19 protein-coding genes and 1 riboswitch are annotated in these 21,886 nt (G+C 72.5%); of the genes, 13 read left to right on the forward strand and 6 right to left on the reverse strand.

Annotated features, from left to right (window positions below):
- The 13 genes from ACF09E_RS17560 (at position 1) to ACF09E_RS17620 (ending at position 16,091) form a co-directional block, all read left to right on the forward strand.
- The gene (locus tag ACF09E_RS17560; protein ID WP_392205984.1) at positions 1-1,431 is read left to right on the forward strand and encodes an aspartate aminotransferase family protein; all 1,431 of its coding nucleotides are present in this window, start codon (positions 1-3) and stop codon (positions 1,429-1,431) included.
- A complete protein-coding gene (locus ACF09E_RS17565) occupies positions 1,425-2,492 on the forward strand; it encodes an NAD-dependent epimerase/dehydratase family protein (RefSeq protein WP_392205985.1) in 1,068 nt (355 codons plus the stop codon). The genes ACF09E_RS17560 and ACF09E_RS17565 overlap by 7 nt, the downstream gene beginning before the upstream one ends.
- A gap of 12 nt (positions 2,493-2,504) precedes the next feature.
- A complete protein-coding gene (locus tag ACF09E_RS17570; protein WP_392205986.1) occupies positions 2,505-3,581 on the forward strand; it encodes a glycosyltransferase family 2 protein in 1,077 nt (358 codons plus the stop codon).
- On the forward strand, positions 3,574-4,698 hold the full coding sequence (locus tag ACF09E_RS17575; protein ID WP_392205987.1) for an endonuclease/exonuclease/phosphatase family protein: 1,125 nt from the start codon (positions 3,574-3,576) through the stop codon (positions 4,696-4,698). The genes ACF09E_RS17570 and ACF09E_RS17575 overlap by 8 nt, the downstream gene beginning before the upstream one ends.
- Entirely contained in the window at positions 4,695-5,675 is a 981-nt protein-coding gene (locus tag ACF09E_RS17580; RefSeq protein ID WP_392205988.1) for an endonuclease/exonuclease/phosphatase family protein, read from the forward strand. Before ACF09E_RS17575 ends, ACF09E_RS17580 begins: the two co-directional genes overlap by 4 nt.
- A gap of 34 nt (positions 5,676-5,709) precedes the next feature.
- On the forward strand, positions 5,710-6,675 hold the full coding sequence (locus tag ACF09E_RS17585; protein ID WP_392205989.1) for an aldo/keto reductase: 966 nt from the start codon (positions 5,710-5,712) through the stop codon (positions 6,673-6,675).
- On the forward strand, positions 6,665-8,638 hold the full coding sequence (locus tag ACF09E_RS17590; RefSeq protein ID WP_392205990.1) for an MMPL family transporter: 1,974 nt from the start codon (positions 6,665-6,667) through the stop codon (positions 8,636-8,638). The genes ACF09E_RS17585 and ACF09E_RS17590 overlap by 11 nt, the downstream gene beginning before the upstream one ends.
- Before the next feature lie 91 nt (positions 8,639-8,729).
- Positions 8,730-9,713, forward strand: a complete 984-nt coding sequence (locus tag ACF09E_RS17595) for a LuxR C-terminal-related transcriptional regulator (RefSeq protein WP_361850219.1) — start codon at positions 8,730-8,732, stop codon at positions 9,711-9,713.
- Between the two features lie 162 nt (positions 9,714-9,875).
- Positions 9,876-10,130, forward strand: a complete 255-nt coding sequence (locus tag ACF09E_RS17600) for a DUF3311 domain-containing protein (protein ID WP_392205991.1) — start codon at positions 9,876-9,878, stop codon at positions 10,128-10,130.
- A complete protein-coding gene (gene mctP, locus ACF09E_RS17605; protein WP_392205992.1) occupies positions 10,127-11,752 on the forward strand; it encodes a monocarboxylate uptake permease MctP in 1,626 nt (541 codons plus the stop codon). Before ACF09E_RS17600 ends, mctP begins: the two co-directional genes overlap by 4 nt.
- Positions 11,753-11,873: 121 nt before the next feature.
- Positions 11,874-12,374 (forward strand): GNAT family N-acetyltransferase, encoded by a 501-nt coding sequence (locus ACF09E_RS17610; protein ID WP_392205993.1) that lies wholly within the window; start codon positions 11,874-11,876, stop codon positions 12,372-12,374.
- 48 nt (positions 12,375-12,422) lie between these two features.
- A riboswitch (cobalamin riboswitch) is annotated at positions 12,423-12,562 on the forward strand.
- A 131-nt stretch (positions 12,563-12,693) separates the two neighbouring features.
- Positions 12,694-15,072, forward strand: coding sequence for a ribonucleoside-diphosphate reductase subunit alpha (locus tag ACF09E_RS17615; protein ID WP_392205994.1), 2,379 nt, complete (start codon positions 12,694-12,696; stop codon positions 15,070-15,072).
- Positions 15,072-16,091 carry a ribonucleotide-diphosphate reductase subunit beta gene (locus ACF09E_RS17620; RefSeq protein ID WP_392205995.1) on the forward strand — a complete coding sequence of 340 codons (1,020 nt, stop codon included), beginning with the start codon at positions 15,072-15,074 and terminating at the stop codon, positions 16,089-16,091. The genes ACF09E_RS17615 and ACF09E_RS17620 overlap by 1 nt, the downstream gene beginning before the upstream one ends.
- A gap of 64 nt (positions 16,092-16,155) precedes the next feature.
- Here the strand turns inward: ACF09E_RS17620 and def are convergent, their stop codons facing one another.
- From def to ACF09E_RS17650, 6 genes are all read right to left on the reverse strand, one after another.
- Entirely contained in the window at positions 16,156-16,788 is a 633-nt protein-coding gene (def, locus tag ACF09E_RS17625) for a peptide deformylase (RefSeq protein ID WP_392205996.1), read from the reverse strand.
- 67 nt (positions 16,789-16,855) lie between these two features.
- On the reverse strand, positions 16,856-17,836 hold the full coding sequence (locus tag ACF09E_RS17630; protein WP_361850233.1) for a hypothetical protein: 981 nt from the start codon (positions 17,834-17,836) through the stop codon (positions 16,856-16,858).
- 79 nt (positions 17,837-17,915) lie between these two features.
- Entirely contained in the window at positions 17,916-19,208 is a 1,293-nt protein-coding gene (locus ACF09E_RS17635; RefSeq protein WP_392205997.1) for an HD domain-containing protein, read from the reverse strand.
- Positions 19,205-20,623, reverse strand: coding sequence for an HD-GYP domain-containing protein (locus ACF09E_RS17640; protein ID WP_392206117.1), 1,419 nt, complete (start codon positions 20,621-20,623; stop codon positions 19,205-19,207). The genes ACF09E_RS17635 and ACF09E_RS17640 overlap by 4 nt, the downstream gene beginning before the upstream one ends.
- A 145-nt stretch (positions 20,624-20,768) precedes the next feature.
- Positions 20,769-21,086 carry a mycothiol system anti-sigma-R factor gene (gene rsrA, locus ACF09E_RS17645; RefSeq protein ID WP_392205998.1) on the reverse strand — a complete coding sequence of 106 codons (318 nt, stop codon included), beginning with the start codon at positions 21,084-21,086 and terminating at the stop codon, positions 20,769-20,771.
- The gene (locus tag ACF09E_RS17650; RefSeq protein ID WP_187282890.1) at positions 21,083-21,739 is read right to left on the reverse strand and encodes a sigma-70 family RNA polymerase sigma factor; all 657 of its coding nucleotides are present in this window, start codon (positions 21,737-21,739) and stop codon (positions 21,083-21,085) included. The genes rsrA and ACF09E_RS17650 overlap by 4 nt, the downstream gene beginning before the upstream one ends.
- Between the last annotated feature and the right edge of the window lie 147 nt (positions 21,740-21,886).

Consider the following 21,886-nt stretch of genomic DNA (forward strand, 5'->3'; position numbering starts at 1 on the left):
ATGCCCCCGCTGTACTCCGTCGACGACTGCGAGTCGCTGACGACGAAGCAGGTCCACGGCCTGTACAAGGACCACGTCAACAAGAGCCAGGTCTCCCTGATGACCTCCTTCGGCTTCGGCCAGGAGCTCGTCGAGAGCGCCGAGGGCGTCTGGATCACCCAGCGCGACGGCCGCCGCGTGCTCGACTTCACCGGGGGCGTCGGCGTCCTCAACCACGGGCACAACCACCCCCGGATCCTCGCCGCCCGGCAGCGCTTCCAGGACCGGAAGAGCATGGAGGTCCACAAGACCTACTTCTCCCCGTACGTCGCGGCCCTGGGCCACAACCTGGCGGAGCTGCTGCCCGGCGACCTGAACATGTCGTTCTTCCCCAACTCCGGGGCGGAGGCGGTCGAGGGCGCGGTCAAGCTGGCGTACAAGTACCACGGCGGCCGGCGCTCCCGGGTGCTGCGGGCCGACATCTCCTTCCACGGCAAGCTGCTCGGCTCGGGCAGCCTGACCGGCCAGAACCAGTCCGGGTTCCAGTTCCCCGGCATCCCCGGCGTGGGGATCTTCCGGTACGGGGACCTGGACTCGGTCCGTACCCTCGTCGCCGAACTCCGCACCGACAAGGGCGAGTCGGACGTGTACGCGATCCTCATCGAGCCGCTGTCGGCGTCGACGATGAACGAGTGCTCGGAGGAGTTCCTGCGCGGACTGCGGGAGTTGTGCACGGCCGAGAACATCGTCCTGCTCTTCGACGAGATCTACACCGGCTGGGGCAAGACGGGCACCCTCTTCCACTTCATGCGGTACGAGGGCCTGGTCCCCGACATCCTCACCACCTCCAAGTCCTTCGGCGGCGGCAAGTCCTCGATCTCCGCCTTCGTCGCCCGCGAGCCGGTCTTCCGCAAGGCCTACGACAACCTCACCGACGCCCTGCTGCAGTCCACGTCCACCACCTACTACGGCTTCGGCGAGGAGGCGGTCACCGCCATCGAGGCCGTCAACGTGGCCGTGGAGGACGACTATCCGGCCCGCGCCCGGGACATCGAGCGGATCCTCGCGCCCGGTCTGGCGCGGATCGCCAAGGAGTACCCGGACGTGGTGGCCGAGGTCCGCGGCCACGGCGCGCTCCACGGGGTCTTCCTGCACAAGGGCCCGAAGGTCCTGGAGCTGGTGACGAAGCTGGTGCCGGGAGCGATGACGAAGGACCCGCGCTTCCGCACCAAGCTCATCACCTCGTCGGTGGTCAACGCCCTCTACCGGGACCACGGCATCTACACGTACTACACGCTCAACGGCGACAACCCGCTGATGGTGGCCCCCTCGCTGGTCGCCGAGCCGCACGAGGTCGAGTTCTTCCTGGACTGCCTCGACAAGACCCTCGCCCAGGGTCTGCCTCGTCTGCTCACCCGTTTCGTCAAGGAGAAGGTGTCGTCGCTGTGGTAAAGCGCATTGTGGTGACCGGCGGTGCCGGAATGCTCGGTTCGACGCTGATCGACCGGCTGCTCGGCGACGGCCGCCAGGTGCACTGCGTGGACCTGCGGGCCCCGCGCACGGAGCACACGAACCTGACGCACACCGTCTCGGACGTCCGGGACGCGGTGACGATGAAGCGGGTCACGGCGGAAGCGGACGTGGTGGTGCACTGCGCCGCCGCCCTGCCCAGCTACCCGGCCGACATGATCCGCTCGGTGATCGTCGGCGGGACGGAGGCGGTCCTGACGGCCGCCGAGGCGAACGCCGTGCCCCGGGTCGTGCACATCTCCTCGACCGCCGTGTACGGGCTGCCGAAGGTGGTGCCCACGCCGGAGGAGTACCCCCGCGAGCCCGTCGACACGTACAGCGCCGCCAAGGCGGAGGCCGAGGAGGTCGCCGAGCGGTTCCGGGGACGGGAGATGTGCGTCCCGATCCTCCGGCCGAAGACCTTCCTCGGGCCGGGCCGGATGGGACTCTTCGCGATGCTCTTCGAGTGGGCCGAGGAGGGCCGGAACTTCCCGGTCCTCGGCCGGGGCGACGTCCGGATCCAGATGTTCGACGTGGACGACCTCGTCGACGCGGTGGTGACCGCGATGGACGCGCCCGCCGAGACGGCCGACGACACCTTCAACCTCGGGGCCACGTCGTTCGGCACGATCCGCGAGGACTTCCAGGCCGTCCTGGACGCCGCAGGCCACGGCAAGCGGGTCCGGTCGATGCCCGCGCGGCCGGCGCTCGCCGCGCTGAGCCTTCTCCAGCGCTCCGGGCTCTCCCCGGTCTACGGACGCCTCCTGCACAAGCTCCTCGACGACAGCTTCGTCTCCACCGACAAGGCCCGGGACGTCCTCGGCTTCCGGCCTGAGTACTCCAACCAGGACGCGATCCTGCGCACCTTCGCCTGGTGGCGCGAGCAGCAGCGCACCGCGGCCGCGCTCCCCGCCGGCGCCCGCCCCGCGAAGAAGGGCGAGGGCGTCACCAGTGTCGAACCGTGGCGGCAGGGGGCCCTCTCCCTCGCCAAGGTCCTTTTCTAGGAGAACCCGATCATGTCCGCTCCGCTGGTCTCCGTCATCGTCCCCAACTACAACTACGGCCGCTCGATCGGCCTGTGCGTCGAGGCGGCCCTCGCCCAGACGTACCCGAACGTCGAGGTCATCGTCGTCGACGACTGCTCCACCGACGACTCCGCCGCCATCGCCGCGGCGGCCGGCGCCCGGGTGGTCTCCACCGGCGTCAACAGCGGGGTCGCGGTCGCCCGCAACCTCGGCGCCGAACTGTCCTCGGGCGAGGTCCTGGTCTTCCTCGACTCCGACGTCGCCATGCACCCCGACGCCGTCGCCCGGTCCGTCGAACTCCTCGACTCCGGCCAGGGGTACGGGGCGATCTGCGGCACCTACGAGCCGGAGCCGCTCATCCGCGACAGCCTGATCGAGGAGTACCGCTCGCTCCAGCAGTACTACCTGCTGCTCAGGTCCGAGGGGGTCATCGACACCGTCCACACGGCGATCCTCGCGATCCCCCGGCGGGTCTTCGACGAGGTCGGGCCGTTCAACCCGATCCTCCGGCACACCGAGGACCAGGACTACGGGCGCCGCATCTCGGAGCGGTACACGGTGCTGAGCTCCCTGGAGGTACGGGGCCGGCACGACCACGACGACACCGTGCGGATCGTCCTCGACAAGGTCTTCGCACGGGCCCGGCTCGCGGTCCCGCTCATCCTCGGCAGACGGCACCTCCAGGGCGGCTTCGTCACCGGCCCGCGCGCCGGGGCCAGCCTCGCCGCCCCCCTGACGGTGGCCGCGCTCGCGGCGCCGGCGCTGTGGGGCGCGGTGTGGGCGCTGCTGCCGCTCGCGCTGTTCGCCCTCGGCGTGTGGGGCGACCTGGACATGTACCGGGAGGTGCGGCGGCACCGGGGGCGGATCTTCCTGGGGTACTTCGTGGCCGTCAACTTCCTGGTGAACCTGACGGTGTTCGCGGCGATCGGGGTGGCGGGCGTGCAGTGGCTCTGCTCGAAGCGGTTCCGGCACCTGTACGACCCGCAGCCCCGGCCGGACCTGGCGGCGGGCACGGCGGGAACCACGGGCACGGCCGCCGGGGCGGCCGCGGGGGCCTCCCGTGGCTGACACGCTCGCTCCCCCCGAGGCGCCGGCCGGGACCGCGCGGGTCGCCCCCGCCCGGCGGCGCCGCGGCCGGCTGGCCCTCGGCGCGGCTCTCGGCTGGCTCGTCCTCCTCCTCGTCGAGTGGGCGGCGGACGGCCGGATCTGGCTCGGGCACCTGGTGGGCATCGTCCCGCCGGCCGCCTTCGCCCTGGTCCCGCTGCTGCTCGCCGCGCTCGCCCTGCTCGCCCGCGGCGCCGCCCGGTGGCGGAGCCTGGCGGCGGCCGCGCTCGCCCTGCTCGTGGGCTTCGGGCAGTCGGGCGTCGACCCGGCGGCCCTGTGGCGGCCGGAGCCGGGCACCGGGCCGGAGTCCGTACGGGTCTTCGCCTGGAACACCAACTCGTGGAACCAGCTCCTCGGCACCCAGGACCACTTCTACGCCTTCCTGAAGGCGAAGGACGCGGACGTCTACCTGCTGCACGAGTACCAGCACGTGACCGCCGACCGGAAGGGGAAGCTGCCGATCGACGACCTGGCGCGGTTGCGCCGGGAGTTCCCCGGCTACGAGGTCGCGGTCCGCGGCGAACTGGTGACGCTCTCCCGCTTCCCGATCGTGCGGCAGCCGGCCGTGGGCCCGGCCGGCGACCTGCCGCCGGGCGCGGACTGGCAGACGGAGTACAAGGAGAACAAGGTGCTGCGGACGGACGTGCGGGTGAAGGGCCGTACGGTGTCCTTCTACAACGTGCACATGCCGGTGTGGAACAGCATGCCGGACGGGCTGCTGTCCGCCGCCTTCTACCGTCACATGCGGGAGCGGTTCGCCCCGCGTCGGGCGCAGTACGCGGGCCTGGAGGCCGACGTGGCCGCCAACCGCAACCCGGTGGTGGTGGCCGGCGACTTCAACGCGACCGCCGCGATGTCCGACCTCGACCCGCTCCGGGAGCGCCTCGACGACGCGGCGGACGTGAGTACCGACCCGTACCCCACCAGTTGGGAGGAGGGCGGCTGGAAGCCCTTCTGGCGGACCGACTGGGCGTTCACCGGGAACGGGGCGAAGGCCGAGCGGTACGAGTTCAACGAGCCCGAGAAGCTGTCCGACCACGCCGTGCAGGACCTGTGGGTGTCCCTGCCGGAGAACGGGTGACCGACGTGCTGCTGTCCTGCGCCCTGGTCTGGGCGGTCTTCCTCGCCCTGCACCTGGTGCTGAACGGGCGCTGGTGGCCCTGGCTCGCGGTCTCCCTGCTGCCCCCGCTCGCCTTCGCCGCCGTCCCGCTCCTCCTGCTCGCGGCCGCCGCGGCGACGGGCGGCGGGACGGCGGGGGCGCTCGCCGCGGGCTGTCTGCTCGCGGGCTGGCCGCAGAACGGGATCAACCTGCGCGCGCTGGGGCGCCGGCCTGAGCCGGCGGCGGGGCTGCGACTGGTCTCCTGGAACACCCAGCACTGGAACCAGGGCGGCGACCCCGACCGCTTCTACGCCTTCCTGCGCTCCCTCGCGGCCGACGTCTACGTGCTCCAGGAGTACCTGAACGGCTTCGAGGGCGGCGAGGTCTGGGACATCGACGACGAGGAGCGGATCCGCGCCGCGTTCCCCGGGCACCACCTCTCCGTGGACAACGACTCCGTGACCCTGTCCCGGTTCCCGCCCGCCGGGCCGCCCGTGCCCGTCGGCGCCTGCTCGCTCCGGGTGGACCTGCGGGTCGCGGACGGCGTCCTGTCCACGTACAACGTCCACATCCCGGTGCAGCTGACCGTGATGAACCCGCTGCGTCCGGCCTTCCTGCGGGACATGCGGCGCCGGGCCGCCGCCCGCGACCGGGAGTACGCGGCCCTCGTCGCCGACCTGCGGGACAACCCCCACCCGGTGCTGGTCACCGGCGACTTCAACACGAGCGCCGCCATCGGGGACATCCGGCGGATGCCGCGCTCGCTGCGCGACGCGATCGGCGCCTGCCGTGCACTCCTCCCCGCCAGCTGGAACGCCCGAGCGCGGCTGCGCCTGTGGCGGATCGACTGGGCGTTCACCGGGGGCGGCGCCCGGGTCGGCTCGTACCGCTTCCGCTCCGCGGAGGGCCTGTCGGACCACCTGGTCCAGGAACTGACCGTCACCACCCCCCACATGTGAGCACCCCCCACCGATGAGAAAGAGGGAAGAAGCCATGGAATACACCCACCTGGGCGGCCCCGAGGGCCCCCGTGTGAGCACCCTGTGCCTGGGCACCCTGCCGTTCGGCACCCGGATCGACGAGGCCGCCGCCTTCGCCGTCCTCGACCGCTTCCACGAGGCCGGCGGCACCTTCATCGACACCGCCAACACCTACGCGTTCTGGGAGCCCGGCGCGACCGGCGCAGAGAGCGAGCTGCTGATCGGCCGCTGGCTGCGCAGCCGGGGCGTCCGGGACGAGATGGTGCTGGCCACCAAGGTCGGGGCGCTGCCCGACCCGCCCGGCTCGGCCTGGCCCGAGTGCGCGGAGGGGCTGTCGGCCCCGGTGCTGCGCCGCCAGGTGGAGCAGAGCCTGCGGAACCTGGGCACCGACCGGATCGACCTCTACTACGCGCACATCGACGACCGGCGGACCCCGGTCGCCGAGACCATGGCCGCCTTCGGCGAGCTGGAGGACACGGGGAAGATCGGCCGGGCCGGCTGCTCCAACTTCGCGGCCTGGCGGATCGAGGAGTCGCGGGGCGCGGCGGTCGCCGCCGGGGTGCCGGACTACGCGGCGGTGCAGCAGCGGTACACCTATCTGCGGCCGCGCCCCGGCGCGGAGTTCGGGGTGAACCCGCATGCCTCGGAGGAGCTGCTCGACTATCTGGGGACGCGTCCGGAGCTGACGTTCACGGCGTACACGACCCAGCTGACGGGGGCGTACACCGATGCGGGCAAGGAGGTTCCCGAGCAGTACCGGCACGAGGGTTCGGAGCGGCGCCTGAAGGTGCTCGCGGAGGTCGCGGCGGAGCTGGGGGTGACCGCCAACCAGGTGGTGCTGGCCTGGGCGCTGGGCGGCGAGCTGCCCGTGCTCCCGGTGATCGGGGCGAGTTCGACGGCGCAGCTGGACGAGACGCTCGGCGCGGTCGGGCTGCGTCTGGACGACGAGCTGAGGAAGCGGCTCGACGATGTCGACTGACCTGACCGCACGGACACGGGATCTCGCGCTCCGCCACCGGACGGCCGTGGGGGTGGCCTGGCTGCTCGTGCTGCTGCTCGGCGGAGCGGTGGCGGTGCTGGGCCTCGGCCGGCTCGACCAGTCGTTCACGGCCTCGGGCGGGCCGGGCCACCGCGCGAACCAGGAGGTCCAGGAGCGCTACGGGAACGGGGCCGCCGTCGCCCCGCTGGTCGCGGTCGCGAGCTGGCCGGCGGGCGCCGACGTGCGCGCCCCGGGCACGGCGGGGCGGTTCGGCGACGCCGTCCGGCACGCGGCGGGTCCGGGGGCGCGGACGGTCTCGTACGCGGGCACGGGCGACGAGGGGTTCCTGGGCGGGGACGGCCGCACGGTGTACGCGCTGGTCTACCCGGGCGCCGGTGAGCCGGACCTCGCGGGGCTCACGGCCGTGGAGGAGGCGGCGGTCGCCCTGCGCGCGGATCTGCGGTCGGCGCTGCCGGAGGCCCGGGTCGAGGTGACCGGGGTGCTCCCGCTCCAGCACGACAGCGCGGTGGCGGGGCCGGGGCCCGTGGCCCTGGCGGTGAAGGCGGCGTGCGCGCTGGGGCTGCTGGTGCTGCTGGCGGCGGTGTTCCGCTCGGCGGCGGGTGTCCTGGCGCCGCTGCTGCTCGCCGGGGTGACCTCGGTCGGGGCGCTGGTCCTGGTGGAGGCGGTGGCCGGGTTCACCGAGATCAGTTTCGTCGTGGTCTACCTGGTGCCGGTGACGGCCCTGGTGCTCGCCGTGCACCGGTGGGCCCAGCCGCCGGGCGCGGGCGAGCGGTCGGCGGTGACGGCCGGTGCGGCGGGGGCGGCGGCCTGCGCGGTCCTGGCCCTCTTCCCCGCGTCGTTCCTGCGCTCGGTCGGGGTCGCGGGGCTGGCGGTGTGGGCGGTGGGCACGGCGGCTGCGCTGACCCTGGTGCCGGTGCTCCGCTCGGTGGCGACGCGGTCGACGCGGCGGACGGAGCGGCCCACGGGGGCGGGGCGGTCGTCCCGGGCCGCAGGGGCGGCGGGGCGGGGCGGATGGCGTTCGGGTCCGGTGCCCGCGGTGAGCGGTCTGGTCCTCCTCGTCCTCGCGGCCGGCGCGGCCACCCAGCTGCGGGTGGGCAATCCGGAGGCGCACGCCCTGGTGGCGAGCGGCCCGGCCCGCGACGGCCTGGACCGGCTGGCGGCGGCCGGGGTGCCCTCGGGGGTTCTCCATCCCCTGGAGGTCCTGCTCCCCGAGGGGGCCGATCCGCGTGCCGCGGCCGCGCGGGCGGCCCGGGTGCCGGGGGTGCTGCTCGCGGCGGCACCGCGCGGCGACGAGTGGCGGCGCGACGGCACGGCCGTGGTGGTGGTCGTCCCGGAGGGGGAGCCGATGACGGCGGCGGGCGCGGCGACCGTGTCGGCGGTGCGGTCGGCGTTCGCGGAGGGACCCGTACCCGCGGCGGTCGGCGGTTCGGGCGTGGTCGACCGCGATCTGGTGGACGGGGTCTACGGGCTGCTGCCCTTCGCGGTCCCGGCGGCCGCTCTCGCCGCCCTGGCCGTCCTGGTCCTGCTCCCGCTGCCGTCCGGCTTCCCGGGTGCGGGGGCGGCGGCCGGCGCCGTGCTCCGCGCCGTCCTGGCCGCCCTCGCCTCGGCGGGCGCGCTGACCGTGCTGTGGCAGTGGGGTCCGGCGGGCACCGGGGCGGTCACCGGCTGGGTGCCACTGGTCGTCGGGGTGTTCGCCTTCTGCGTGTCGCTCGACCGCTCGGCGGCGTCGGCGGCGGGCGGTCCCCCGGGGGCGGGGCTCGCGGCGGCGGGTGCGGGCGCGCTCGCGGTGCTCGCGGTCGGGATCGGTCCGCAGGTCGAACTGGCGCTGCTGGTGTCGGGGTTCGCGATGGCGGCGGTGCTCGACGCGCTGGCCGGACGCCGCCGCACCCCGCCCGCGGTCCCGGCCCGTCCCACATCCCGGAGTTCACTCCAATTGGTCTAGACCTAGACGGGTTCTCCCGCTTAGCATCGACGACCGCGATCACGAATGCGGGGCGGTCGCGGTACGGAACGTGACGAGGGGGAGACAGGGGATGCTGGAGGCGCTCGGCATAAAGGAGTCGACGGAGGCCGTCTACCGCTTACTGCTGGAGCGACCCGAGTTCGACGTGGCGGAGATGGCGGCCCAGCTGGGCCGCCCCGAGCCCGAGGTCCGCGAGGCGCTCGCCTGCCTCGCGGACCTCAAGCTGGTCCTGATGGACGACTCGTCCGGCGAGGTCGAACCCTTCCATCCGGACGTCGGCTTCTCCTTCCTGCTGTCCCGGGCCGAGGCCGAGCTGAGCAAGCGGAAGCGCCAGGTCGAGCAGGCCGGCCGGGCCGTGGCCGGCATCCTCGCCTCGTACGCCGACCACGCCGAGCCGGGCGTGCGGCACGACCTGGTGGACCGCATCACCGGCCTCGACAACGTCCGGGAGCGCCTGGAGGACCTGGCCGCGAACGCCAGGACCGAGTGCCTCTCCCTGCTCCCCGGCGGGGCGCAGCTCCCCGACACCATGGACGCGAGCCAGCCGCTCGACCAACTCGCCCTGGAACGCGGCGTGCGGATCCGCTCGATCTACCAGGAGAGCTTCCGCAACGACCCGCCGACCGTCGAGTACGTGCGCTGGTACTGCGACCTCGGCGGCGAGGCGCGGACGGTGCCCGTGGTGCCGATGCTCATGGTGATCGTCGACCGGGAGGCCGCGCTGGTCCCGGTGGATCCCGAGGACGGGCGGGCGGGCGCCCTGGAGGTCCGCAGCCCCGGCCTGGTGCACGCGCTCCTGGTGCTGTTCGACCGCCTGTGGGACGCGGGCACGCCGTTCGGCGAGAGCCCGCGCCGCGACGCGCACGACCTCTCGCCGCAGGAGCGGGAGTTGCTCATGCTGCTCGGCATCGGCTGCACCGACGACATCGCCGCCCGGCGGCTCGGGGTGTCGCTGCGGACCGTGCGCCGGATGAGCTCCGAGCTGATGAACCGGCTCGGCGCGCGCAGCCGGTTCGAGGCGGGCGTGCGGGCCGCCAAGGAGGGCTGGCTCTAGAGGACGCCGTCGAACTCCCGTCCGCCCGGGCCGGGGGACCGCTCCCACGCGCACAGCTGACGGAGTCCCATCCGTTATGCGGACAGGGGTTCCGTGCAGCGGAACCGTCCCCTAGATTTCCCCAGCATTACCGAGGTGATCAGTGAGGGGACCGGAATCGCCATGTCAGAAGCGACACAACGGAAACAACCCACCATCACGCCCCTGAGGGTGGTGATCGCGCTCTGTCTGTTCGCGCCGTTCGTGGCGATGCTCTGGGTGAGCTCGTACGCGAAGGCCGAACCGCTCTTCGCGGGCATCCCGTTCTTCTACTGGTACCAGATGCTCTGGGTGCTGGTGTCCACCGCGCTCACCATGGTGGCGTACAAGCTCTGGCAGCTGGACCAGCGCGGCCGCAAGGGCGGTGACGCGCGATGAAGGACGGCGTGAACGGCGTCGCACTCGCCGTCTTCATCTTCTTCTTCCTGGCCGTCACGGTCATGGGCTTCCTGGCCGCGCGCTGGCGCAAGGCCGAGAACGAGCACAGCCTCGACGAGTGGGGCCTGGGCGGCCGGTCGTTCGGCACCTGGGTGACCTGGTTCCTGCTCGGCGGCGACCTCTACACCGCGTACACCTTCGTCGCCGTCCCGGCGGCGATCTACGCGGCGGGCGCGGCCGGCTTCTTCGCCGTGCCGTACACGATCCTGGTCTACCCGCTGATCTTCACCTTCCTGCCGCGGCTCTGGTCCGTCTCGCACAAGCACGGATACGTCACCACCTCGGACTTCGTGCGCGGCCGCTTCGGCTCCAAGGGCCTGTCCCTCGCGGTGGCGGTGACCGGCATCCTCGCCACCATGCCGTACATCGCGCTCCAGCTCGTCGGCATCCAGGCCGTCCTGGACGTGATGGGCGTCGGCGGCGGCGAGACCACCCACTGGTTCATCAAGGACCTGCCGCTGCTCATCGCCTTCGGCGTCCTCGCGGCCTACACCTACTCCTCGGGCCTGCGCGCCCCGGCGCTCATCGCCTTCGTCAAGGACACCCTGATCTACATCGTCATCGCGGTGGCGATCATCTACATCCCGATCAAGCTGGGCGGCTTCGACGAGATCTTCGCCAAGGCGGGCGAGGCATACCAACAGGTCAACCCGGCGACCGACAAGCCGCGGGGCTCGCTCGTCCCGGGCGAGGCCGGCCAGTGGACGTACGCGACGCTGGCGCTCGGCTCGGCGCTCGCGCTCTTCATGTACCCGCACTCCATCACGGCGACCCTGTCGTCCCGGAGCCGCGAGGTCATCCGCCGCAACACCACGATCCTGCCGCTGTACTCGCTGATGCTCGGCCTGCTCGCACTGCTCGGCTTCATGGCGATCGCCGCCGGCATCCAGGTGAAGAACGGCCAGCTCGCCATCCCGCAGCTGTTCGAGACGATGTTCCCCGACTGGTTCGCGGGCGTCGCCTTCGCCGCCATCGGCATCGGCGCGCTCGTTCCGGCGGCGATCATGTCGATCGCCGCGGCCAACCTCTTCACGAGGAACATTTACAAGGACTTCATCAAGCCGGACGCGACCCCGGCCCAGGAGACCAAGGTCTCCAAGCTGGTCTCGCTCCTCGTGAAGGTCGGCGCGCTCGCCTTCGTCCTCACCATGGACAAGACGGTGGCGATCAACTTCCAGCTGCTCGGCGGCATCTGGATCCTGCAGACCTTCCCGGCCCTCGTCGGCGGCCTGTTCACCCGCTGGTTCCACCGCTGGGCGCTGCTCGGCGGCTGGGCCGTCGGCATGGTCTACGGCACGGTCGCCGCGTACGGGGTCGCCAGCCCGACCCAGAAGCACTTCGGCGGCTCCTCCGCCGAGATCCCGGGCATCGGCGAGATCGGCTACATCGGTCTCACCGCCTTCGTCCTCAACGTCCTCGTCACGGTCGTCCTGACCTTCGTCCTCAAGGCCGTGAAGGCCCCCGAGGGCGTCGACGAGACCTCCCCGGAGGACTACACGGCCGACGCGGGCGACCGCGGGGTCGACACGAAGCTCCCGAAGGTGGGAGCCGAGACCCACTGAGCACCCGGCCGGACCCCGGCCGCCCCGGCACCCACGGGCCGCCCCGCCTCCCCGGAGGCGGGGCGGCCCGTCCCGTGGACCGCCCTGACGCCGGCCGGCCCGCCGGAGGCACACTGCCCTCATGGACTTCACGATCAGGGCGGTACGGCCCGAGGACTACGAGGCGCTGGGTGAGCTCACCGCGGGGACCTATCTGAGCGACGGGCTGCTGAAGCACGGGGCGGAGGACTCGTATCTGCACGTGCTCCGGGACACGGCCCGGCGGGCCCGGGAGAGCGAGGTGCTGCTCGCCGAGGACGCCGACGACCGTCTGCTCGGCGGGGTGACCTTCGCCACCGGCAACACTCCGTGGGCGGACATCGCCGTGGACGGCGAGGCCGAGTTCCGGATGCTCGTGGTCTCCCGGGAGGCCCGCGGCCGGGGCGTCGGAGAGGCCCTCGTACGGGCCTGCATCGAGCGGGCACAGGCCCTCCCGGGGTGCCGCCGCATCGTGCTGTCCACGGACGCCACGATGGTCTCCGCGCACCGGATCTACGAGCGTCTGGGCTTCGTCCGCACGCCCCACCGGGACTGGGAACCGATCCCCGATCACTCTCTGCGCACCTACGCCCTGGAGTTCTGACTCTCCGGCGCGACACAACATGTGGGGGGTTCCGCAAGCGGAGCCCCCCACATGTATGCTCGTGCTCGCTGTCGACGCAGGGGAATCCGGCGCGAATCCGGAACTGTCCCGCAACGGTGTGCTTCGTACGGATACGACATGTTCGGACGAGGTGAGTCCGAGGACCTGCCGGCAGCGCACCCGGTCCATCCGTTCCGGGTGCCGATGACTTCCGGGCCTCGCGGAGTGGGCCGGTGGACACAGCGCGTCCGGCGTCCGGACCCTCGCGTGCCCTCCTCCCCCCGCCGCGGCCCCGAGCCGAGCGAGGGAGAGCCCCCACGTGACCATCGCGCCTGCCGATCCGGCTTCCGCCGAGGCTTCCGCGGTCGAGAGCGACGGCCCCGGGACCGTGCTGCTGCGGACCCTGACCGACCTCACCGCCGACCTCACCGACACCGACCCCGGCAGGGTCGCCGCCGCCGCGCTCCGCGGCCGCAGCGCCGCCGCGGACGAGGCGGAACTGCGCGAGCTGGCCACCGAGGCGGCCGCGGGTCTGATCGCCGAGGACCCGGCGTACTCCCGGCTCGCCGCCCGGCTCCTGACCATCACCATCGCCGACGAGGCCGCGAGCCAGGGCTCGTACTCCTTCTCCGCCTCCGTCGCCGTCGGCCACCGCGAGGGCCTGATCGCCGACCGCACCGCCGAGTTCGCCGCGCTCCACGCGGACCGGCTCGACGCCACCATCGACGCGGCCGGCGACGACCGCTTCGGCTACTTCGGCCTGCGCACCCTGTACTCGCGCTACCTGCTGCGCCACCCGATCACCCGCAAGGTGATCGAGACCCCGCAGCACTTCATGCTCCGCGTGGCCTGCGGCCTCGCCGAGGACGACAGCGTCCGCGCGCTCGACGAGGTCGCCGCCCTCTACGGCCTGATGAGCCGGCTCGACTACCTGCCGTCCTCCCCCACGCTCTTCAACTCCGGCACCCGCCACCCGCAGATGTCCTCCTGCTACCTCCTGGACTCCCCCCAGGACGAGCTGGACTCCATCTACGACCGCTACCACCAGGTCGCGCGCCTCTCGAAGCACGCGGGCGGCATCGGCCTCTCCTACTCCCGCATCCGGGCCCGCGGTTCGCTGATCCGCGGCACCAACGGGCACTCCAACGGCATCGTCCCGTTCCTGAAGACCCTCGACGCCTCCGTCGCCGCGGTGAACCAGGGCGGCCGCCGCAAGGGCGCCGCCGCCGTCTACCTGGAGACCTGGCACGCGGACATCGAGGAATTCCTGGAGCTCCGCGACAACACCGGCGAGGACCAGCGCCGCACGCACAACCTCAACCTCGCGCACTGGATCCCGGACGAGTTCATGCGCCGGGTCAACGCCGACGGCGAGTGGTCGCTGTTCTCCCCGGCGGACGTGCCCGAGCTGGTCGACCTGTGGGGCGAGGAGTTCGACGCCGCCTACCGCAAGGCCGAGGCCGCCGGCCTGGCCCGCAAGACGATGCCGGCCCGCGACCTGTACGGCCGGATGATGCGGACCCTGGCCCAGACCGGCAACGGCTGGATGACCTTCAAGGACGCCTCGAACCGGACCGCCAACCAGACGGCCGAGCCGGGCACCGTCGTCCACTCCTCGAACCTCTGCACCGAGATCATCGAGGTCACGAACGACGGCGAGACGGCCGTCTGCAACCTCGGCTCGGTCAACCTCGGGTCCTTCGTGACCGGCGGGGACATCGACTGGGAGCGCCTCGACGCCACCGTCCGCACGGCCGTCACCTTCCTCGACCGGGTCGTCGACATCAACTTCTACCCGACCGAGCAGGCGGGCCGCTCCAACGCCCGCTGGCGTCCGGTCGGCCTGGGCGCGATGGGCCTCCAGGACGTCTTCTTCCAGCTGAAGCTGCCGTTCGACTCGGCCGAGGCGCGCGCGCTGTCCACCCGGATCGCCGAGCGCATCATGCTCGCCGCGTACGAGGCCTCCGCCGACCTCGCCGAGCGCAACGGCCCCGTCCCCGCCTGGGAGCAGACCCGCACCGCCCGCGGCGTGCTGCACCCCGACCACTACGACGTGGAGCTCAACTGGCCCGAGCGCTGGGCCGCGCTGCGCGAGCGGATCGCCGTCACCGGCATGCGCAACAGCCTGCTCCTCGCCATCGCGCCGACCGCGACGATCGCCTCGATCGCCGGCGTCTACGAGTGCATCGAGCCGCAGGTCTCCAACCTCTTCAAGCGCGAGACGCTGTCCGGCGAGTTCCTCCAGGTCAACTCGTACCTGGTCGACGAGCTGAAGAAGCTCGGCGTGTGGGACGCGCAGACCCGCGAGGCGCTGCGCGACTCCAACGGCTCGGTGGCCGGCTTCACCTGGGTCCCGGCCGAGGTGCGCGAGCTGTACCGCACGGCCTGGGAGATCCCGCAGCGCGGTCTCATCGACATGGCCGCCGACCGGACCCCCTTCCTGGACCAGTCGCAGTCGCTGAACCTGTTCCTGGAGACGCCGACGATCGGCAAGCTGTCGTCGATGTACGCGTACGCCTGGAAGCAGGGGCTGAAGACGACGTACTACCTGCGCTCCCGCCCGGCCACCCGGATCGCCCGCGCCGCCCAGGCCGCGACGCCGGCCGCCGCCACCATCCCCGTCCAGCAGGCGACCCCCGACGCGGACGCCCTCGCCTGCTCCCTTGAGAACCCCGAGTCCTGCGAGGCCTGCCAGTAATGAGCACCGACGACAAGAAGAAGAACCTGCTCGACCCGGGCTTCGAGCTGACCCTCCGTCCGATGCGCTACCCGGACTTCTACGAGCGCTACCGGGACGCGATCAAGAACACCTGGACCGTGGAGGAGGTCGACCTCCACTCGGACGTCGCCGACCTCGCGAAGCTCACGCCGGCCGAGCAGCACATGATCGGCCGTCTGGTCGCGTTCTTCGCGACGGGCGACTCGATCGTCTCGAACAACCTGGTGCTGACGCTCTACAAGCACATCAACTCCCCGGAGGCGCGCCTCTACCTGTCGCGCCAGCTGTTCGAGGAGGCCGTGCACGTCCAGTTCTACCTGACGCTGCTCGACACCTACCTGCCCGACCCGGAGGACCGCGCCGCCGCGTTCGACGCGGTCGAGGAGATCCCCTCCATCCGCGAGAAGGCGCAGTTCTGCTTCAGGTGGATGGACTCGGTCGAGAAGATCGAGCGCCTGGAGACGGCCGCCGACCGCCGCCGCTTCCTGCTCAACCTGATCTGCTTCGCCGCGTGCATCGAGGGCCTGTTCTTCTACGGCGCCTTCGCCTACGTGTACTGGTTCCGGTCCCGCGGTCTGCTCCACGGCCTCGCCACCGGCACCAACTGGGTGTTCCGTGACGAGACGATGCACATGAACTTCGCCTTCGAGGTCGTGGACACCGTCCGCAAGGAGGAGCCCGAGCTCTTCGACGACGCGCTCCAGCAGCAGGTCACGGACATGCTGAAGGAGGCCGTCGAGGCGGAGCTCCAGTTCGGCCGCGACCTGTGCGGCGACGGCCTGCCCGGCATGAACACCGAGTCGATGCGCGAGTACCTCCAGTGCGTCGCCGACCAGCGCCTCCAGCGCCTCGGCTTCGCCCCGGTGTACGGCTCCGAGAACCCGTTCTCGTTCATGGAGCTCCAGGGCGTCCAGGAGCTCACGAACTTCTTCGAGCGCCGCCCGTCCGCCTACCAGGTGGCGGTCGAGGGCTCGGTGGACCTCGACGAGGACTTCTAGGCCGTACGGCGAAGGGCCCCGCACTCTCCGGAGTGCGGGGCCCTTTCGCGTACGCGCGCAAGGATCAGGCGTTCGGCACCGTCTTGTAGCGCGGGGTGCCCTCCTCCATCTGGCGGAGGGCGTCCTTGCGGTCCCGCTTGGAGAGGCGGTCGATGTACAGGTAGCCGTACAGGTGGTCCGTCTCGTGCTGGAGGCAGCGGGCGAAGTAGCCCGTGCCGCGCACCTTGATCGGGTTGCCCTGCGCGTCCTGGCCGTGGACCTCCGCGTAGTCGGGGCGGGCCAGCTCGGCGTAGGCGGTCGGCACGGAGAGGCAGCCCTCGTTGGACTCGTCGAGGACGCGCGCCTCGGCCGGGAGCTCCTGGAGGACCGGGTTGACCACGACGCCGGTGTGCCGGGCGCCCTCGTCGTCCGGGCAGTCGTACACGAAGACCTTGAGGTCCACACCGATCTGGTTCGCGGCCAGGCCCACGCCCTCGGCGGCCTTCTGGCTGGCGAACATGTCGTCGATCAGCGCCGCGAGCGAGTCGTCGAACTCGGTGACGTCCTTGCACTCCTTGTGGAGCACCGGGTTGCCGACCACCGTGATCGGACGGGCCGTTCCGCGCTCGCGGTGGGCGAGCTCGCGCGCCTCGCAGTCCTCCGTGTCCACGACGAAGCCGTCGTTGATCGTCTGCTCGTCCGTCTCCTGCTGCGCCATGTCCGGCCGCGCCTTCCTGAAAACCCGATTCCGTCGGAGGACAGCCTACGGGCCCCCCGGCGTCCGCTCAGCAGACCTCTTCGAGATCCCGCCACTCGCGGCTGTCGGGGCTGTCCGCGACCCAGCCGTCGAGGAGCCCGCGGACCAGGCCCGCGGGGGCCGCGATGCCGCACTCCCGCTCGGGGACCCACAGCTCGCCCGGCGAGCGGTGTCCGAGCGGCCCGGGATGGCCCGGCTCGCTGTGGTCGTGGGGGTCGGAGTGCTCGCCCTCGCCCTCGGCGCTCGGCATGGTCGACTCGGAGCAGGCCCGGCAGAGCAGCCGCACGGAGGACGACCAGTCCTCGGCGGCGAACCCCGCTTCCGCGGCCAGCTGCTCCAGGGCGTCCCGGTCGGCCTCGGTGGCCGCCTCCAGGAGGACCACCCAGGTGGGGACGGGAGAGGGGGCCCACAGCTCGATCTCGTCGAAGACCGGGTAGGCGGGGCCGGCCGTGGTGGTGCGCTCGCCGTTCGGCACGCCGTCGTGGAGGACCACCTCGCCCCAGCGGCGTCCCGAGGACGGCAGCGGGATGGAGAGGACCTCGATGCGGGCCGGGTCGAGCCGGCGGCCCCACACGACCTCGGCCTCGCCCTCGGGCGAGAGCCGGACGGCGGCGCTGCCCAGCTCCATGCCGGCGGGCTCGCCGGTGCCCGCGGCGGCGCCCGGCACCTTCAGTCCGTAGGCCTGCCAGGCCCGGCGGGCCAGCGGCCAGTCCTGGAGCGCGGTCGCGGCGATGCCCACGTTCCACCAGTCGGGGGCGCCGCTCTCCTTGTCGAGCAGCGCGACGGCACGGAGCCCGGCGGCCCGCGCCTGCTCCCAGTCGTGCCGGAACTTGTGCAGCAGCGCCAGGTTGAACCAGGACTCGGAGAGCCAGGGCTCCAGGTCCGCCGCGCGTGTCAGGAGTGCGCCCGCGTCCTCGTACCGGCCGTCGCCGATCAGCGTGAACGCGCGGTCCGTGGCCTGCCGCCATGAGGCGGAGGGCCGATGCCGTACCTTCCCGAAGATCTTCACGATTCCCGCCTGCCGGTCGCTTCACCCTCTTGTTCGCATCCAACCATGCCCGGTCGGACGCGCGCTCATTACCCATGGGTTACCCCGTAGCGACGGAGGTCACCCCAGCCGCTCCGCCCCGCGCCAGGACCCTGGCCAGGCATTCGACGACGTCCGGGTGGTGGTCGCGGGCGATGCCGAGCCGGAGCCGTTCCAGGGCGTCGAGGGCGGCGGCCGCCCCCTCGCCTCCCGCGAGGTCGTCGTAGGCGTTCACGGTCCGGACGATCCGGGCGGGCAGCGGCTGCTCACGGTACGGGTCGGCCTGCCGCTCCACGACCACGGCGACGGCCTCGGGCACCCCGGTCCTGCGGACGACCTCGCCGCCCAGCAGGGCGATCCGGCGCTGTTCCTCGGCGGGCAGCAGGGCGGTGGCGCCGCCGGCGACGGGGTCGACGAGGGAGAGCTGGCCGATGTCGTGCATGAGGGCCGCGTGCTCCAGGACGGCCAGCTCGGTCCCGGAGAGCCCGAGCTCGCGGCCGACGGCGGCGCTGAGGGCGGCGACCCGGTGGGCGTGCCCGGGCGGGGTGCAGCCGGCGATCTCGGTGGCACGGGCGAGGGAGGCGATGGTCTGCCGGTTGACGGTGCGGACGGCGGCGTACCGCCGGAAGGAGACCTGGGTGAGCAGCAGCGGCACGGCGAGCACGGGCAGGGCCCAGAGCCCTGCGGCGGCCACGCCGAGTGCCATGACGGTGCCGGTGGCGCCGACGGCGGAGCCGATGCCGCGGAGGGCGCGCAGTTCGTCGCGGAGGAGGGGGCCGTACGGGAATCCCGTGCGGGCGCGGAGCAGGAGGGCGGCCAGGACGGCGTCGCACAGGGCGGTCAGGCCGAGCAGCAGGACGAGGAAGAGGGCGTAGGCGGGGCCTTCGCCCAGGTGCCGGACGACGGTCCCGGAGTTGTACAGGGGCTGGAAGCAGAGCGCGGCGAAGCCGACGGTGAGGACACGGCGGGCGAGGTGGTCGAGGCCGGGCTCCCGGCCCCGGGCGAGGTGGGGGACGATCCCGGCGAGGCCCGCGGCGACGACGACGGCGACGATCTGGAGGACGCCGTGGGTGGTGGCGGTGCCGGCGCTGGACCCGAGCAGGGCGTAGGCGAGGGCCCCGGCGGCGGCGAGCGGGGCGGGTTCGCCGGCGCCCGGGGTCTCGCGCGCGGGGAGGCCTCCGGCGGCGGGTGCGGTGCCCCAGCGGGTGAGTTCGCCGAGGGCGACGAGGGTGCCGAAGGCGAGGGCGTTGCCGGGTTCGTCGACGCCGTACCAGAGGGTGGAGGCGAATCCGGCGAGGCTCAGCAGAAGGGCCGCTCCGCGGACGGCTCCGACGGTGGGGGCGCCGGGTCTCATGCGCGCTCCCTGGACCTGGTGCCCTCGGCGGCTCCGGGTGCCGGGCCCGGCGTCCCGGTTCCGCGCGGCGGGGGCAGGTTCCCGTCGGGCGGGCCGGCCGGGAGGGTCTCGTCGGCGGTGACGGCGGGCTGCCAGCCGTGCCGGTGGAGGGCGCGGACGAGGGCGGCGACCATGGTGGCGTCGAAGTGGCTGCCGGCGCACCGCTCCAGTTCGGCGACGGCGGTCGGCACCGGGCGGGCCCGGCTGTAGGAGCGGGTGGAGGTCATGGCGTCGAAGGCGTCGGCGACGGCCACCATCCGGGCGTACTCGGGGATCTCGTCGCCGCGCAGGCCGTAGGGGTAGCCGCTGCCGTCCATGCGCTCGTGGTGGTGGAGGATCGCGCTCCGCGCCTCGCCGAGGAAGCCGATGCCGCGGACGATCTCGTGGCCGTATTCGGGGTGCAGCTCGATGATCCGGCGCTCCTCGGGGGTGAGGGGCCCGTCCTTGCGGAGGATCCGGGTGGGGACGCCGAGTTTGCCGACGTCGTGGAGGATGCCGGCGAACCGTACGACGTCGAGCCGGTCCTCGGGCATGCCCAGCTCGCGGGCGATCAGGACGGAGGCGTGGCCGACGCGTTCGCCGTGGCCGCGGGTGTAGCGGTCCTTGATGTCGACGGCCTGGACGAGGGCGCGGATGGTGGCCTGGTGGGCCGCGCGCTCGCGGTGGTACTGGGCGAAGACCCAGCAGGAGATGTGGATGGGGAGGAGCACGAAGAGCGCCGACACGGGCCCGTACGTGCTGCGCCAGAGGACGGCCATCATGAGTCCGGCGAGGCCGTGCACGGCGTGCGGGGCGAGTGCCCGGCCGAGGAGGCCGTGCCAGGCGGCCCGCAGCGGCAGGCCGTCGGCGGTGGCCCGGATGCCGCCGTCGAGGGCGGTGAGGACGAGGCAGAAGGCGAGCGCGGCGGCGCCGGCGGGGAGCAGGGCGTACGGGAAGTCGGGGCCTTCGGGCCCGTGTCCGAGGGCGCGGGCGCAGCCCAGGGCCTCGGCGGTGCGCGCCGCGGCCCAGACCGCGAGGGCGGTGGCGGCGGCCCGCCAGGCGCGGCGGGGGGCGGCCGGGGGTTCCTCGACGCGGGCGAGGAGGCTGCCGGGGAGGGCGGTGAGCGCGGCGGCCGCGGGGGGCAGGAGGAGGGCGGCGGCGAGGAGGACGGGGAAGAAGGAGCCGGCGCCTAAGGGCACGGATCCGCCGGTGGCGCGGCCGAGGAGACGGCAGCGGGCCGGCAGCTCGCAGAGCGCGTACAGGGCGGCGAGGAGCGCGACCGTGTCCCAGGGGGTGGCCGCGCCGGGGCGCAGGGCGGGCAGGACGGCCGCCCCGGTGCCGAGCACGGCGCAGCCGATGTACGCGCGGGCCGCGCGCGGAATGACCTTGACGCCCATCACGCGGGTCACGCTAGCGAGTCGGGCGGTTCCGGGCGGCGGGCCGGCGCGGATTCGCACCATCGGGTGATACAAGCTGATATACGCGGGAGGCCGCCGCGATCGGATCGCGACGGCCTCCGTGTCCCGCTCCGGCGGGAGAGGTCTACTCCTGGGCCGCCGGGGTCGTCGGCACGATCGGCGTGATCTCCTGCTCGGGCACCGGGTGCCCGGAGCGGATCAGGTCGATCCGGCCCATGACCTTGGACCGCAGGTCGGTGGGGACGTCGTCGCTGCCGCAGCAGCGCTTGACGAGCTTCTTCACGGCCTGCTCCAGGCCGTACTTCTCCAGGCAGGGGGAGCACTCCTCGAAGTGCACCTCGAACTTGGTGCAGTCACTGTCGGGCATCTCGTTGTCGAGGAACTCGTACAGATGGTCCAGGACTTCCGAGCAATCCGTCTCGTGCGGCTCTCCGCAGCTCATGAGCCCGAGCCTTTCAGATCGTTCGACGACTCTCCGGCGCCCGCGGGTACCAGCCCGCGGTCGCGGGCGTAGTCCTCGAGCATGCCGCGCAGCTGGCGGCGTCCCCGGTGCAGTCGTGACATCACCGTACCGATGGGTGTCCCCATGATGTCCGCGATCTCCTTGTACGCAAAGCCCTCGACATCCGCGAGATAGACGGCGATGCGGAACTCCTCGGGAATCGCCTGGAGCGCTTCCTTCACGTCGGAGTCCGGGAGGTGGTCGAGCGCCTGCGACTCGGCGGAGCGCAGACCGGTCGACATGTGCGACTCGGCGCGGGCGAGCTGCCAGTCCTCGATCTCCTCGGCGGCGCTGCGCTGGGGTTCGCGCTGCTTCTTCCGGTACGAGTTGATGAAGGTGTTGGTGAGGATGCGGTACAGCCAGGCCTTGAGGTTCGTACCCTCGCGGAACTGGTGGAAGGATCCGTACGCCTTGGCGTAGGTCTCCTGCACCAGGTCCTCCGCGTCCGCGGGGTTGCGCGTCATGCGCAGCGCGGCCGAGTACATCTGGTCGAGGAAGCCGAGGGCGTCCCGCTCGAAGCGCGCGTTGCGCTCCTCGGTCGTCTCCTCGGGGCCGTCGTCGGTCCCTGTGTCGGTCCCAGTGACCGGACCCACCTCCTCCAGCGCGGCGGCGAGCCCGAGGGCGGACCCGCTCGTTTCGGAGGATAGACGAGGAACCGCTCCGCCCGCCGCCCGAATCCGGGCTCCCTGGGGAGCGGGCAGCACTGTCCAGTCGAGGTCAGCGGCCTGCGCGCGCTCCGG

The organism is Streptomyces sp. NPDC014891, assembly GCF_043081085.1.
Lineage (GTDB): Bacteria > Actinomycetota > Actinomycetes > Streptomycetales > Streptomycetaceae > Streptomyces.